Raw genomic sequence first — 15573 nt, forward strand, 5'->3', positions numbered from 1 at the left:
ATATTGTCCATAAGCGCATGAAGCCGCCCGAACGGACGGCTTCATGCGCTTATACCTTCGCCTTCGACCGGTTCTCAGGGCATGGCTTCGTACCCTTCGAGCGGACGGGCAAGACAGAGTTCCCTGATCTCACTGCGCACCGTACGGCAGACATCCTCGATGCCGGCGCTGTTGGCCGAAGCGATGACCCTGTCGATGAGGCCGGCTATCAAGCGGCTGTCGTTTTCAGTCATACCCCGGGTTGTCATGGCAGGAGTGCCGATCCGGATACCGCTGGTCACAAACGGCGATTTATCGTCGAACGGCACCATATTCTTGTTGACCGTAATCCCTGCTTCGTGCAGAAGATTTTCGGCAATCTTGCCGTTTACATCCTTGTTTCGCAGATCAAGCAGCATGAGATGATTTTTCGTGCCGCCGCTGACGATATTGTAACCAAGACCGAGAAAGGTTTCAGCCATTGCGGCAGCATTCCTGCGCACCTGATCCGCATACTCCCTGAACTGCGGCTGCAGCGCCTCACCGAACGCAACGGCCTTGCCGGCGATGATGTGCATGAGCGGCCCGCCCTGGATTCCGGGCATCACCTCGGCATCCATGACTTCCGACATCATTTTCACCCGCGAACCGGTTTTTGTTTTTATGGTGATCCCGAGCGGATTCTCGAAGTCGCTGCCCATCATGATCATACCGCCCCTTGGACCGCGAAGGGTTTTGTGCGTTGTCGTAGTCACGAAATGGCAGTGCGGCATGGGATCGTTAAGCAATCCGGCGGCAATCAGGCCCGCAGGATGCGCAATATCGGCCATAAGCAGTGCGCCGACCTTGTCGGCGATCTCCCTGAACGCCTTGAAATCGAACCCTTGAGAGTATGCGCTGGCTCCGCAGATGATGAGTTTCGGACGCACCTCAAGAGCCAGCTCCTCAACGCGATTCATGTCGATGCAACCGGTCTGACGATCGACGCCGTAGGAATGCGCGTCGAAAAGCTGGCCGGAAAAATTCACGGAGCTTCCATGGGTAAGATGGCCTCCGTGAGAAAGATCGAGACCCATGATGCGGTCGCCCGGTTTAAGCACAGAGAAAAGCACCGCCATATTCGCGCTCGATCCGGAGTGCGGCTGTACGTTGACATAGTGGCAGCCGAAAAGTTTTTTCGCCCGTTCGCGGGCAAGATTTTCAGCGATATCGACGAATTCGCAACCGCCATAATAGCGTTTGCCGGGGTAACCCTCGGCATATTTGTTTGTCATGACCGAACCGCAGGCCTGCATGACCGCTCGGCTGGTAAAATTCTCCGATGCGATGAGTTCGAGCGTTTCGGTCTGCCTCAGGGTTTCGCCTGCTATTGCCTCGAAAACCTCTTTATCCTGCATTCTCAGGATGTCGGTATCCATCATGGTAGCTATTCCTTTTTCTGCTGTTGAAGGTTATGGTTTGTGTTTTTCGTTTTTCGAATGTCCGGCAACCATCTGATCATAGATATGCTGTTCATTGGCACAGGAACAGACAATCATATGGCCCATCTTGTCGCGCTTGGTTTCCAGATATGTTCTGTTGACTGCATTGGGAGCTATTTCAAGCGACACCCGCTCGACTATTTCAAGCCCGTAGCCCTCGAGTCCGACAATTTTTTTCGGATTGTTGGTAAGCAGCCTCATCTTATGAACGCCGAGATCCTGGAGAATCTGGGCACCGATGCCGTAATCGCGCAGATCGGCTTTAAAGCCGAGCTTTTCGTTCGCCTCGACGGTATCGAACCCTTCATCCTGCAGATTGTATGCCTTGAGTTTGTTGATCAACCCGATACCGCGACCTTCCTGCATGAGATAGACCAGTACTCCGCGCCCCTCCCTCTCGATCATGGAAAGCGCGGATGCGAGCTGGTTTCCGCAGTCGCAGCGAAGGGAAGCGAAGGTATCCCCGGTGGCGCACTGGGAATGTACCCTCACGAGCACCGGTTCATCAGTCGAAACGTCGCCTTTTACAAAGGCGATGTGATTGTGACCGTCTATAAACGATTCGTAGGCTATGAGACGGAACTCGCCGTGCACGGTAGGCAGCCTCGACTCGACCGCCCTGTGCACAAGCTTCCGGCGCTGCATCTGATAAGCAACAAGATCCTTGATGGTAATAAGCTTCAGGTTGAACTTCTCCTTGATCTTCATCAGTTCGGGAAGTCTGGCCATGCTGCCGTCCTCGTGCAGGATTTCGCAAAGCAGACCTGCCGGACTGCTGCCGGCAAGACGGGCAAGATCGACGGCCGCTTCGGTATGGCCCACCCGACGCAGTACCCCGCCATCCATTGCCCGAAGCGGAAAAATATGTCCCGGACGAGAAAAATCGTCAGCCTTGCAGGAGGGATCTCCAAGCATTTTTATGGTCATGGTTCGATCGTAGACGGAAATACCCGTGGTAACCCCCTCGGCGATCGCATCGACCGATACCGTAAAATTGGTTTCGTGCTGGGAGGTATTCCGCTGCACCATTGCGTCGAGCTGCAGCTCTTTTGCGCGATCCATTGTAATGGCAACGCACAGCAGTCCCCTGGCCTCTCTGGTGATAAAATTCACCATTTCGGTGGTCACATGGTCGGCGGCAGCGATAAAATCGCCCTCATCTTCACGATCTTCGTCATCAATCACGATGATCATCCGGCCCTGCCGGATATCCTCAATAGCCGATTCAATCGTATCGAATTTCATATATGGTTTTCTTACATCGGTTATAACGCGAAATACCCCGCTTCCGGAACAGCCTGCAGCGGAGAAAAACACTGTAATGTAAATAAAAATCCCGAACCGCTGACAGGGAAAGCCGCGGAGTGCACGAAAAACAGCACCAGCCGGAACTCAGGCTGCCACCCCATAAAAAGATTTGCCCGGGACTTTGTCGAAGAACGGCTTTTTTTATCTTTTACACGGTTTTTTATCGACCGGTGAATTGCTTACCTTACACAACAATAATATTCAATAGCCTATACAATCCATCAGAACCGCATGACGATACACGTTCCCGACCTGCCTGAAGAGGTTCGGATCCTCGAGGGCAAACTCCCCAAAGAAACGCTCATAAAAGCAAAAGGACATGGTTTTTCCGATTGTCAGCTTGCCAATATTTTCAGGACCTCGGAAAACGCAGTCAGGGAGCTGCGCAAAAAATACGGTGTAGAATCGGTATTCAAAACCGTGGATACCTGCGCAGCCGAGTTTGACGCGAAAACCCCCTACCACTATTCCACCTACGACGAGGAAAATGAATCGGTCCGTTCCGATCGCAGGAAAGTTCTTATTCTCGGCGGCGGCCCGAACCGTATAGGCCAGGGTATCGAGTTCGATTACTGCTGCGTACAGGCTGTTTTCGCTCTGCGCGAAGCGGGATATGAAACCATCATGGTGAACTGCAACCCCGAAACGGTTTCGACAGATTACGATATTGCCGACAAACTCTACTTCGAACCGCTGACGTTCGAGGACACTATCCGCATCATCGAGCATGAACAACCTCTCGGAGTCATCGTCAGCTTCGGTGGACAGACCCCGCTCAAGCTTTCCACGAAACTCGATGAAGCCGGCGTGACGATTCTCGGCACTTCGTCGAAAGGAATCGATCTTGCAGAGGACCGCAAAAAATTCGGCTCTCTTCTCGAAAAACTCGAGATTCCCCATCCGGACTACGGCACCGCAATCAGTTTCGATGAAGCACAGGCAATTACCTCAAAAATAGGATATCCGGTTCTGGTTCGTCCGAGTTATGTGCTTGGCGGCCGGGCGATGAAAATCATCTACAGCGACGACTCTCTGAAAGAATACGTCGATCAGGCACTCTTCATTTCGGAAAAATACCCGCTCCTTATCGACAGGTTCCTTGAAACAGCCGTCGAGTTCGACATCGATGCTCTTGCAGATACCACTGACTGTGTCATCAGCGGCATCATGCAGCATGTCGAAGCCGCAGGCATTCACAGCGGAGATTCAACATCGATCCTTCCCTATCGCAATATCAGCCCGGAAGTGATCGCAACCATGAAGGCCTATACCCGTACCCTTGCCGAACATCTCGGTGTGATTGGTCTTATGAATGTCCAGTATGCAGTTCAGAATGAAAGTGTCTACGTTATCGAGGTCAATCCGAGAGCGAGCCGCACGGTGCCTTTCGTCGGCAAGGCCACGGCCGTTCCTGTTGTAAGGATAGCAACACGTATCATGCTCGGAGAGAAACTGTCGGATCTGCGCGCCGAATATGACCTGAAGGACTGTGATGAACTCGGATTGAAGCACATGGCCATCAAGGAACCGGTTTTCCCGTTCTCGAAATTCGTTAAATCAGGGGTCTACCTCGGCCCTGAAATGCGCTCGACCGGCGAAGCCATGAGTCTTGCGGAGCAATTTCCCGAAGCTTTCGCAAAGGCTTACCAGGCTGCCAACATGCACCTGCCGCTATCAGGAGCGGTGTTCATCAGCGTAAACGACCAGGACAAGGATCAGCGCATCATCGCAATTGCCAGGGAACTCTACCGCATGGACTTCGACCTTGTCGCTACCGCAGGAACCTACCAGTTCCTGACGAAGAACGGGATCGACTGCAAGAAGGTCTACAAAGTCGGCGAAGAAGGACGACCGAACATATTCGACATCATCAAGCACGGCAAGATCGATTTCGTGATCAACACGCCACGAGGTGAGAAAGCGCTGCATGACGAGGAGGCTATAGGGGCGGCATCGGTGCAGAGCAACGTACCGTTCGTTACCACTATCGAAGCCGCAGCAGCATCGGTCGAGGCGATAGACTGCATCCGCCGCCAGGAATTCGGCGTAAAAAGCCTTCAGGAGTACTCCGCTTACCGGAAAAGGTAAGCGGAAGATAACCGGGAGAAAAAGGCCGCTACCGGTATTTTTCTCCTGGTGCGTTCTCCACCGCAGCCACCCCTTTACCTGAATCGGATTAACGCCAGTCGGAGACGACTGCGTCGAGTATATCGGCGGCAATCATGTCGAGCGACAGCGAGATCGCATCCTGCTGCGAAGAAAAACTTCCTGCCGTATAATCGGCAAACCCCGCGAATGTCCGCTCAAAAAGAATGCTTTTTTTAACACGATCCTGAAAAGTCGCCTGGACGGTAATGGTAACGCGGTTGGTCAGAGCACGTTCGGTAGAGCTGCTGAGCTGGCTCGGTTCGTCACTGAACGAAAGAATGGTGCCTTCAAGAAGCGCATCGGCAGTAACGCGAGATGGCGTCAAACGAAGCGGGCTTTGCGATTCGAACTTTTCCGTCAGCTTTCTGGTAAGTTCAGCGCGAAAACGGGCAATACCGGCACGCGACTGATCCTGGAATACCGGCACCGCAACGGTTTTCATGTGTGGCGGAACCGATCCTCCGCTGAAACTGTAACATCCCTGAAACAGAAATGCCTGAATAAGCAGAACGAGGCAGATCGAAACACGTTTAAAACGGCCGTATCGCATGGATCACTCCGCTTGCTGAAAGGTTAACAGGTTCTCCGGTCTATCCGGTTGGTCAGTTTACGGAAGGGATAGGTAAAGAGCAACCTCTTTTTTGCCCACCCGTCAAGCGCGGAAAGGTATAATCCCGTTTTACCGTCACTCCAGCCTGAAGCCATCTTTACCGCAAGGGATGCTGCGATATCAGGCGGCTGGGCGAAGATATCGAGAATGGTGTTGAAGGTTGCAAGCTGCCGGGATAACTCCGGAGTCGGATTTTCGGCACTTACCATGCCGGTGCGGACAAGACCCGGGTGCAGCAGCATTATTGATATCGGCGTCTGTCGATACTCCGCTGCGACAGCGTAGGTAAATCGTGCGATTGCCGCTTTCGTCGATCCGTATGCGCTGATGAACGGGGTATTCGAGCCCCGATCGGTACCGGAACCAGCCATATTGATGATCTTGCCGGGAACATTCTCACGGAGAAAATATGCTATAGCCGCACGGCACCCGTAACAGGTGCCTTTCAGGTTTGTATCGACGACCCTGCTCCACAGAACAGGATCACCTGCGCACAATGGACCGAAGGGTTCTGATATACCCGCATTGTTAATGAAACAGTCGATCCTGCCGAATCTTTCTACCGATACTTCGACAAGACGCTCCATTTCGCAAAGAGAACTCACATCACAGGCGTGACCGTAGACGCGGTCCCGGCAAAGTCCCGCAAGAGCCGAATCTACATTCGATTGCGACGATGATGTTATGACCACCGAAGCCCCTTCATCGAGAAACCTGCAGGCGATAGCTCTGCCGATGCCCCGTGTCGATCCGGTAATGACCGCCACCTTGCCAGAAAGTTTTTCCATCGGCTGTTCAGTAACTTGCGTTCGGTTCCGGCCAGCTATCTGCAGGCACCCTCAACCATCTGCTTCAGTTCGGGACGGCCTTCTGCGTAAGACTCAATCGATACTCCCTGCTCGATCGCTTCCCATGCCTGACGGATGCTCCTCGCTCCGGCTTTCGGACCACCAGGATGGCCGAATACCCCGCGTCCAGGCACGAAACCGAAATCGACGCTGCCGACTTTCCGGTAGACCGTGTCGAGCGTCAATGCGGAATCGCTGCCGCCCGGCACGGGAAGCGAACGGCGGATATGGCCGAAATCCTGAAGGCACTCGCGGATATTGAGTATCACCTCCTCTTCCGGCGTCATCATCCTGTTTCCGAAACCCGGCATGATGACGGAGTCGAGACCGGCAAGACGCTGCAGTTTGGTCATGACGCGGGAATGCACCCCGTACTTCTCCATACGACTGAAAGAGGCAATAAAGGGAAAATGACCGATAAGCGGCACTTTTGTATGTTTGGCAAGCATTCGCACTCCACTCAGACCGACCGGCAGGGCATTGATGAGCAGCGCATTGGCCCCGTTACGCACTGCCATATCGTGCTGCTGTATAAGACGGTCCACCTCATCGGTCACGTTTGCAAGATAGATTTTAGGTACCCCGGTCTCCTTTTCGGCCTGCAACCGGGCCACTCCGAGTTCGCGCGAGCGCTCTTCAAGCGTAGACCACTCGACATCGGCAAGCATCTCATCATCCTTTGCGATATCGAGACCTCCGAGCCAGCTCTCATAAGCGATATCGGCGAAACATGAGGGCTTCAAACCGATATTGGGCTTCACCACCCCGAAAAAGATCGGACGATCATATGCCTGCAGAAGATCGCGTATCCCTTCGATACCGAATCTCGGTCCCTCGAACGCATTCAGATAAGGCTCGGGAAATCCGATATCAAGCAGCTTTACCACGGGGACTCCAGGGGTAAAGAACGTACCCTCCCCGCATACGGCCGTGATAAGATTGGGCAGCTTCGGACCGAAATTACGGTACGGATGCGCAATGGTAACCCGGCATGCATGAACCGGACCGGCTTCGGCGTGTTTGACCGGATAACTGAGTCCGGGCAATTCTCCCTCGACAGTAAGGCCGATAACCTTAGCGCCATAGAGCGGTCTGAAATCTTCATCGAACCCGACTCGTCTCCACTGTGCCGTAGACTGCTCGCTGCAGAAATGGGCAAGCGCCATCTCGATATCGCCGACACACTCCAGATAGTATTCGAGCGTGAGATAGTCTGCCATATCGAGCTGTTCGGGTGAAGCGAAAAAGCCCTTGATGTCCTCAGTATTCATAAAATAAACAAAACGTTATTCTCACGACCCCGGATATATGCAAGCCACCAGCCAGGGATCCTGTTTTGAAATGCAATTATTGATGAAAAGCCGATTATATCCGGATCTCAGCCTTCTGACCGGATGCTCTGAAAATACTCGTAAGCCTCGGCAGGCGCCATATTCTCGTGCACCACACGGTTCACCGTCTTCATCATGGCCAGAGGTGCGTCGCTCTGGAAGATGTTGCGGCCCATGTCCACACCGGCAGCACCTTCCTGTATCGCCCGATACGACATGGTCAGTGCATCGAGTTCGGAAATTTTCTTGCCTCCCGCCATCACGATCGGTACCGGACAGGATGCCACGACCGTTTCGAAATCTTCCGGAACATAGTAGGTTTTCACGATCTGGGCTCCGAGTTCGGCCGATATACGGCAGGCAAGCCGGAAATATTTTGCATCACGCACCATGTCCTTGCCGACGGCGGTAACCGCCATGGTAGGAATGCCGTAACGCAGTCCCATGTCGACGAGCTTCGTCATGTTGCGGATAGACCGGGTTTCGAACTCTCCGCCGATGAAAACCTGGAGGGTAATAGCCGCAACGTTCATCCTGATGGCATCCTCGATATCTACGGCAAGCTGCTCGTCGGAGAGTTCCTTGAGTATGCTCGGACCGCCGCTGCAGCGCATGACAACCGCCTTTGTAAGCGAAGGAGGCACCGTGGTGCGCAGAATACCCCTGGTGAGCATAATGGCATCGGCATGAGGCATGAGCGGCACAATATTGACGTCGGGACGCTCAAGACCGGTGGTCGGACCCTGAAAATAGCCATGATCGATAGCGAACATGACGGTCCTGCCGGTATCGGGCCTGAAAATGCGCGAAAGACGGTTTTTCATGCCCCAGTCGAGCGAATGCGCTCCTTTCAGAAAGAACCCATATTTCTCGACAGGAATATCGGTATAGTACTCTTTGGCCTGTTTATCCTTGTCATATTCAGCCATGATGGTGTCTCCGGTTTCAGTTTTGATTCAGGTTAACGTCTTGTAATTCGATCAATTCAGCTTAACGAAGCGCGGCAGCGATATTGCCGCCGTCAACCGTGACGATAGAGCCGGTCGTCTTCGTTTCGAGTGCCTGGTGCACAAAGGCCTCTGCAACATCCTCGGCTGTAACCTCAACCTGCAGAAGATTGCCGGCCATATACTCCCGTTCACTGAGCCCCCGCGCCCTGGAACGGGTTTTTATCATTTCATCGGTCAGAAGTCCTGTACGAATGCGGTCAGCATTGATACCGTTCGCCCTGATACCGTCGCGTCCGTGATCGAGCGCGTACTGGCGAACAAGAAACATGGTTGCTGCTTTCGGCAGGCCGTAAGGACCGAAATCAGGCCCCGGATTTACCGCCTGCTTCGAAACGTTGAAAAGCAGAACCCCTCCCGTTTCCTGCAGACGCATGATCCTGACCGCCTCCTGGGCAATGGACTGGTGCGAAAAAAAGTTGAGTTCGAAGCTCCGGCGAAGCACATCGTCGGCCACATCGCCGATCCTGCCCTGAAGAGCCACACCGACATTCGACACAACGATATCGACACCTCCGAACCGGCGACAGACCGAATCGAAGGCGCTTCGCACAGCCTTGCGGTCAGTCACGTCGCAGGCTACGGCAAGCACGCCTTCGCCTATCTCTCTGGCCGCAAGCTCCAGCGCATCGGGGTTCAGGTCGAGAACCACCAGCTCGGCACCCCGCTGCCTGAATGCCCTGGCAGTGGCCAGTCCGATGCCGCTCGCCGCACCGGTTACCAGAGCGACCTTTCCGGCAAACACATCGTGACGGATCTTTTTCATCTTGGCCTGCTCCATCTCCCAATATTCGATATCGAAAGCATCTCGCTCGCTTATGGACTCGAACCGTCCTACCGATTCGGCGTCCAGAATGGCCGATGCGGTACTTGCAGCAATATCGGCATTGACCGCAGCCGCACTGGCAGTCCGGCCAAGCCCGAAAAGCCCGAGACCCGGAACAAGCACCACCCTCGGCAGAGGATCGAGCATCGTAACCTGCATGCCGGAAGCCTCTTTCTGGCGCTCGAAATAAGCCCTGTACTCCTCCTTATACCCTTCAACAGCAGCACGGACAACGTTCCTGAACCCCTCGATGTCAGCTGCGTCGGGTGCGGGGACTGCAAGCGGACGATTCTTTGTACGGATGATGAAATCGGGCGTCATGGCGCCTCTTCCGCTCACTTCCGCAAGATCAGGCCTGTTCACGTAATCCAGAATATCCGGGGATGAGCGAAAATCCAGCACGAACTGATCGTACTGCCTGCAGCCCGGACTTCTCTCCTCGGCGACCGCCCCCCTGATTACCGGAGCGACTTCTTCAAGTGAAGCAACGACCGGGGGAAGCGGAACTGCCTCATACTGCTTTCTCCCCGACCGGGCTATACGCTCTTCAAGCTTTGTGACGCTTTCTATCATGAACCCGTAGGCCTCGGCCGCAGAATCGGCAAAGGTGACCAGACCGTGCTTGTGCAGCACCAGACCCCTGATCGCGGAATCGTGCCCGTAAGCTTCGGCGGCAGAATGCGCAAGTCCGAGACCCGGTTTGATATAGGGAACCATGCCGAACAGATCCCCAAGGGTTTCCCGGCAAAGCGCTTCCCCATCCGGCTGGTTGCTGAGCGTCAGAAGGGCCGTTGCATGCGTATGAAAAATAAACCTGTGCGGCAGAAAAGCGTGAAGCATGGTCTCGATCGAAGGTGAAAGCGAGTTTTTCACCATGTGATCGGTCAGATAGAAGAGATTCAGATAGAGGAAGTTTTTGAACTCCCTTGTCGAGAACTGCTGTATATCGTCGTCGCTATGCCGCTTGCCTGTCGCGTAGAGATGCTGGAGTTTCCGGAGCGGATCTATGCGGACAGGCGTAAAATCGTGAGCATCGAGAGCGGCAAGATCAACTCCGCTGCCCTTGATGAAAATGACATTCACACTGTTACCGATTATGTCGCGCAACTCGCTCTTTACCGAGGTATTGCCGCCGCCGTGCATCACCAGAGAACTTTCGCTCCCGAGCAGGCGGGAGGCATAAACCAGTTCCGCAAGTTCTGCAGGAATATCGTTATCGCTGAGCTGACGGTCTACGGAGCGCTGAAAATCGGCACTGTTCCAGAGATTTTGCATGAGTAACTGCTGCTTCTTTATTACCGGTTGCCGGCTGGTTAAATTAGATCTGCTGTATCACGTATTCGATTTTTTCTTCTTATGCCACCCTTCAATGAAAAAACCTGACAGGTAAATGACTATGAATCCGGGAATAACGACCGCGAGATAGGTCATCCGGTCGCTGAGGGTCTGCAGTTGCCCGGATGACCAGATCATCCACGCAAGCATGAACCAGAAAGGTCCTACGAAAAGAAACGTAACGTTCCAGAGGGTAGTGAAAGTGTACTTCATAGGTCGTCTGCCTTATCAATCGGATTATGTTGAAACCGAAAAACTCAGATATTTCCTTCGAGTCTGAGTTTCCGTTCGTTGTGTTTTTCAAGAATGATGCGCACCAGATACTGAAGCGCGTTGATCACATAGGTGAAATACGCAAGAAAAGCCTCCCAGATCAGGACATCCTCGGGATAGCCAAGGTAAGCCAGCACAAAATAGAGCAGATGAAATCCCGCCGCTATCGTACTTCCGATATCCTCCCAGAGGAACTCTTTCGAATAGACCCATTTATCGAAAATCTCCTTTTCGAAAAACATGCCGGTAATGAACAGCAACGCAAAAAAAAGGGTTTTAAAAAGAATGGCTACGCTGACCCAGTAAAAGTCTGTAACAAAGAGTCCGTTTGCGTAAAGCGCAGTAATGGCCACGCCGGATACGAAAATCAGAAACTGGATGGGGGCGAGAATGATCTGTATATCGGTCCAGATCGATGCATTTCGTTTAGCAAGCTGTTCGGGAGTATAACGAGGCATAAAAACAGTTTCTCTTCGGGTGAAAAAAATTCGCGCCCGTAATCGAAAACAATCAGGACGCATCAAAACTTGAAGCATGGAATATACTAAAATGAAAGAGAGAGAAAAAGCGGGGTCTCTCCTGTAAACAATCTTCGAATTCCCGACGTATTTCGGCGGCAGAGGCCAAATGTGTACAGAGAGCGCCTTTTTTTTCCGGAAAATTGACCTATCTTTACAGGCTGAGCTGAAACAGGAATCCTTCATACATCAATTTGTTATTACCGGGTTCCATCGGAGTTTTATTCAACTTTTGTTCGTTTCTCCGGATGTACATGCTGAAACCAGAAGAGACAAGATCTCTGAAAATCCTGCTTGTTTCGCCACAGGGCAAAATGGATGACGACAGCAACCAGAAACCCCTGTTTCACATGGCTCTCGGGGTTCTTGTCAGTCTGACACCGGCTCAGCATCAAATCGAACTGGTCGACGAGCATTTTCACGATCCGATCAGGTATGACGGCGATTACGATCTTGTCGGCATCACATCCCGGACGCTTGAAGCCACCCGGGCATATGAAATCGCCGATACCTTCAGGGCGCATGGAAAAACAGTCGTCCTCGGTGGACTTCATATCTCCTTCAATCCCGAAGAAGCCGCAAAACATGCCGACAGCATCGTCATTGGAGAAGCAGACAATCTCTGGACAACGGTGCTCGACGATGTGGCCGCAGGAAGTCTGAAACCGGTATACAACTCGAAAGATTTTCCGCCGGTCAAAGAAATCACCCCGATCGACTATGCGCGTATAGCGAAAGTATCCAGACGGGGAAAGGTTGACGGCACGAAATCCATTCCCATCTATCTCACTCGCGGCTGCCCTTTCAACTGTTCGTTCTGCGTAACACCGAACTTCACGGGAAAACAATATCGCTCACAGAAGCCGGAACTGCTCAAGCAGCAGGTAGACGCCGCAAAAAAATATTTCTTCAAGGAAAACGGCCGTTCATCGAAACCCTGGTTCATGCTGACCGATGAAAATCTCGGCATCAACAAAAAAAAGCTCTGGGAATCGCTCGATCTGCTCAAGGAGTGCAATATTACATTCAGTGTTTTTCTGAGCGTGAACTTCCTTGAAGACCCTGAAACCGTCAAAAAGCTCGTGGACGCCGGCTGCAATTTTGTGCTTGCAGGTCTTGAATCCATCAAGCAGAGCACCCTCGAAGCATACAACAAGGGGCATGTAAACTCCGCGGAAAAATACTCGAAAATCATCGAGGATTGCCGGAAAGCCGGCCTGAACATTCAGGGGAACTTCCTGTTCAACCCGGCAATCGACACCTTCGAGGATATTGACGAACTCGTACAATTCGTCACGAAAAACCATCTTTTCATGCCGATTTTCCAGATCATCACTCCCTATCCTGGAACACAGATGTACTGGGATTATAAAAACAAGGGTCTGATAACCGACGAAGACTGGGAAAAATACAACGCCCTGCATCTGGTCATAAAATCCGAGCGTTACGATCCCCTGCTCTTTCAGTACAAGGTACTCAAGAGCTATACCGACATATACTCATGGCGGCATATCTTCGCCAGAACCTGGTACAACCCGAGAAAGCTCATCAACCTGGTTACGAGCCTCGCTTTCCGCAACCATCTGCGCAACCAGCTCGACGAATTCGAGCGTCATCACGGGCTCAACCCGAAAGTGCTGGAAGGCGTCAGATAATCCCCCATTTCCGTCGTCCATCCTCAATCAGAAACAGGCTCGATAAATACTGTACCGAAAGCACACTTCCGGTACAGCTATTATGATCCGCATACGGAAATATAAACCTGCCGAATAAATACACTATTTATCACTTTTTATCACATCGTAAAGCCAGCAGCACTGATCTGCTTATACTCTTTTTTTAATCGGGAGGGTATCGTATATTCAACCGGTAAATTTATATAAATGAGCCCTATACGGTCTCACACCCATTAAAACGACCCATCATGAGAAACGCTTTCAACCGCGCTGCGGGCATTGTTCTGCTTTCGGCGGTGACACTGATCACCGGCTGTTCAAAATCTGATAACCCGGTCACCGATGCCGTATCGCAATTATCGTCTGAATCCCGGCCGAAACGGTACGAGATCAAATCGGGAATCGTACATTTCGAACCGATGAACGTGATGGGCGTTTCCACCACTACCGAAACACTGTATTTCGATGATTACGGCCGAAAAGAAGCGAAGGAGACCGTTACGGAGACCAATGTCATGGGTATGAAAACCTATGAACACCGTATGGATATTACCGACGGTGATTACGCGCTTTCCTACGAGCTGAAAAAAACCCTCAACGGCAAAGATGAAACAAGCAAGGAAGCAACGAAAACAGATATGCGCCAGATGCGCGAGATGGCCCTGATGATGAGCAAAGCCATTGACGTAAATGAACTGAAAAAGAATTTCGATTACCGTGAAGAAGGAACCGAGGAAATCGCCGGAGTTACCGGCAGGAAGTATTCCGTCGCTCTCAATAAGGAACAACCCGATGCCCGTGTCTTCGGTGTCATGTACAAGAACATAGTACTGAAGAGCGAGATGGGCGATATTTCCATGAGGGCGTCGAAAATCGAAGAAAATGCCGCGGTTCCGGCATCAAAATTCGAGGTTCCTGCAGGGTATACCATAAAGGAGGTCAACCTTGCCGAAGAGATGGAAAAGTCCGGTATGGGAGAAACTGAAGAGTAGGAGAAAAACCCGACATCCAGCATCACGAAAGACCGGTCGCCGTCATCATGCCGAAGGCGTCCGGTCTTCACGCCCTGAAAACAAAACGGTCAATGTCATATAATCCGTGATGCCGGCAGGCAATCTTCCGGAACACCTCCTTTCTGCGACCACAAAACTATTTACGGAACTTCCAGTACCTGCCCGCGACGGTATCGACAGGTTCGAGCGAAAACCTTTCCGCGGCGGGCAGCCCGTGATTGATGATGTAGAACATATCTCCAAGCACCGTTCTCGATTGCCCGTAATATGAGTGTCCGAGAAAACCGTCGCTGGCGTCTGTGACATCGACGGTTTCAATGCCCGGAACAATAACCGGAATCTCCTTCACCTCCCCCGCACGGGGATTACCGTTGACGCTTTCGGAAATCCTGAGCGCCTTGTCGGACCGTGAAGCGTAGAGCGTGACCGGCACTCCCTTGCCGGCAAGAGCCGGCCCCACCTCATTGCGGAAACGCTCCCCGTCGATGTCGGGCGCGGCAAGCACGACGGCCCTGAATCGGCGGAGCAGTTCGGGACGCTCTCTGGCAAGCAGGGCAAAAGCCGCGCTCATGGCGCGGGTTCCCATACTGTGGGCAAGAAGGCTGATCTCCCCGGGACCTGAACGCTCCGCGATGCCGGCAAGAAAACGGTACAGGTTTCCTTCCGAGGCGGCAACGCTCCGTTCGTCTTCACGGTACAGCCTCACGGAACACCCTGAAGGCCAGCTGTAGAGCAACGGAACTCCCCTGAAATCGAGATCGGTGCTTATCTGGGCCAGGCGCAGGGCCGCTTCCTCGAAACAGATGCTGTACCCGTGGACAAAAACAAGGACGGCAAGCTGCCTGCCGGAACGGCGTAAATGGGCAAGCTCACTGAAAAAGCTTTGCTGATCGAGCGTATCGAGCGACTGAAGCGTGAAATACCGCTCCGGATGCGACCGTTCGTGCGGCATTTCAAAATTGGCGATGCGATGCCTCTTCGGTATGGCGACCGTGCAGCTTCCGTACTGCAGGGGACCCCTGTCGGTACCATAGAAATCCGCCGGATGCTGTTCACCGGAGCGGGCACGGTCGGTAGCATAGAGGAATGAGCGTAACGGCTGAACAAGATCAGCCTGATAAGAGGAACTGCAACCGGCAAGTTCAAGCGCCAGCAGCAGCACCAAAAGAATCGACCTGCACGTCTGCATCATTGGATGGCCCTCCGATTCATCAGGAAAT

The 15573-nt window shown here is 52.7% G+C and carries 13 protein-coding genes; 3 read left to right on the plus strand and 10 right to left on the minus strand.

The window, feature by feature from the left end:
• Positions 1-74: 74 nt before the first annotated feature.
• A complete protein-coding gene (gene glyA, locus K4305_RS02415; RefSeq protein ID WP_331560980.1) occupies positions 75-1397 on the minus strand; it encodes a serine hydroxymethyltransferase in 1323 nt (440 codons plus the stop codon).
• A 33-nt stretch (positions 1398-1430) separates the two neighbouring features.
• Positions 1431-2705, minus strand: coding sequence for a bifunctional 3,4-dihydroxy-2-butanone-4-phosphate synthase/GTP cyclohydrolase II (locus K4305_RS02420; protein WP_331560744.1), 1275 nt, complete (start codon positions 2703-2705; stop codon positions 1431-1433).
• Positions 2706-2999: 294 nt separating this feature from the next.
• Between K4305_RS02420 and carB the strand changes: the two genes are divergently transcribed.
• Entirely contained in the window at positions 3000-4856 is a 1857-nt protein-coding gene (carB, locus tag K4305_RS02425) for a carbamoyl-phosphate synthase large subunit (protein WP_331560745.1), read from the plus strand.
• Between the two features lie 88 nt (positions 4857-4944).
• Here the strand turns inward: carB and K4305_RS02430 are convergent, their stop codons facing one another.
• The 7 genes from K4305_RS02430 to bchF all read right to left on the minus strand — a co-directional run bounded on the left by K4305_RS02430 (position 4945) and on the right by bchF (position 11604).
• Positions 4945-5466: an LptE family protein gene (locus K4305_RS02430; protein WP_331560746.1), complete on the minus strand. Its 522-nt coding sequence runs from the start codon at positions 5464-5466 to the stop codon at positions 4945-4947.
• Between the two features lie 23 nt (positions 5467-5489).
• Positions 5490-6314, minus strand: a complete 825-nt coding sequence (locus K4305_RS02435) for an SDR family NAD(P)-dependent oxidoreductase (RefSeq protein ID WP_331560747.1) — start codon at positions 6312-6314, stop codon at positions 5490-5492.
• Between the two features lie 35 nt (positions 6315-6349).
• Positions 6350-7645, minus strand: coding sequence for a RuBisCO large subunit C-terminal-like domain-containing protein (locus K4305_RS02440; protein WP_331560748.1), 1296 nt, complete (start codon positions 7643-7645; stop codon positions 6350-6352).
• Positions 7646-7752: 107 nt separating this feature from the next.
• Complete coding sequence (gene lsrF / locus K4305_RS02445) at positions 7753-8634, minus strand: 3-hydroxy-5-phosphonooxypentane-2,4-dione thiolase (protein ID WP_331560749.1); 882 nt, start codon at positions 8632-8634, stop codon at positions 7753-7755.
• Positions 8635-8695: 61 nt separating this feature from the next.
• On the minus strand, positions 8696-10813 hold the full coding sequence (locus tag K4305_RS02450) for a bifunctional aldolase/short-chain dehydrogenase (RefSeq protein WP_331560750.1): 2118 nt from the start codon (positions 10811-10813) through the stop codon (positions 8696-8698).
• Between the two features lie 57 nt (positions 10814-10870).
• Complete coding sequence (locus K4305_RS02455) at positions 10871-11086, minus strand: hypothetical protein (RefSeq protein ID WP_331560751.1); 216 nt, start codon at positions 11084-11086, stop codon at positions 10871-10873.
• A 44-nt stretch (positions 11087-11130) separates the two neighbouring features.
• Positions 11131-11604 carry a 2-vinyl bacteriochlorophyllide hydratase gene (gene bchF / locus K4305_RS02460; RefSeq protein WP_331560752.1) on the minus strand — a complete coding sequence of 158 codons (474 nt, stop codon included), beginning with the start codon at positions 11602-11604 and terminating at the stop codon, positions 11131-11133.
• A gap of 308 nt (positions 11605-11912) precedes the next feature.
• Between bchF and K4305_RS02465 the strand changes: the two genes are divergently transcribed.
• Both K4305_RS02465 and K4305_RS02470 read left to right on the plus strand, forming a co-directional pair.
• Positions 11913-13319 carry a B12-binding domain-containing radical SAM protein gene (locus K4305_RS02465; RefSeq protein ID WP_331560753.1) on the plus strand — a complete coding sequence of 469 codons (1407 nt, stop codon included), beginning with the start codon at positions 11913-11915 and terminating at the stop codon, positions 13317-13319.
• Between the two features lie 269 nt (positions 13320-13588).
• A complete protein-coding gene (locus K4305_RS02470) occupies positions 13589-14332 on the plus strand; it encodes a hypothetical protein (RefSeq protein ID WP_331560754.1) in 744 nt (247 codons plus the stop codon).
• Positions 14333-14489: 157 nt separating this feature from the next.
• On the opposite strand, the gene K4305_RS02475 is transcribed toward K4305_RS02470, so the two are convergent.
• The gene (locus K4305_RS02475) at positions 14490-15545 is read right to left on the minus strand and encodes an alpha/beta hydrolase (protein WP_331560755.1); all 1056 of its coding nucleotides are present in this window, start codon (positions 15543-15545) and stop codon (positions 14490-14492) included.
• Positions 15546-15573: the final 28 nt, after the last annotated feature.

It is taken from the genome of Chlorobium sp., assembly GCF_036528655.1.
Classification (GTDB): Bacteria; Bacteroidota; Chlorobiia; order Chlorobiales; family Chlorobiaceae; genus Chlorobium.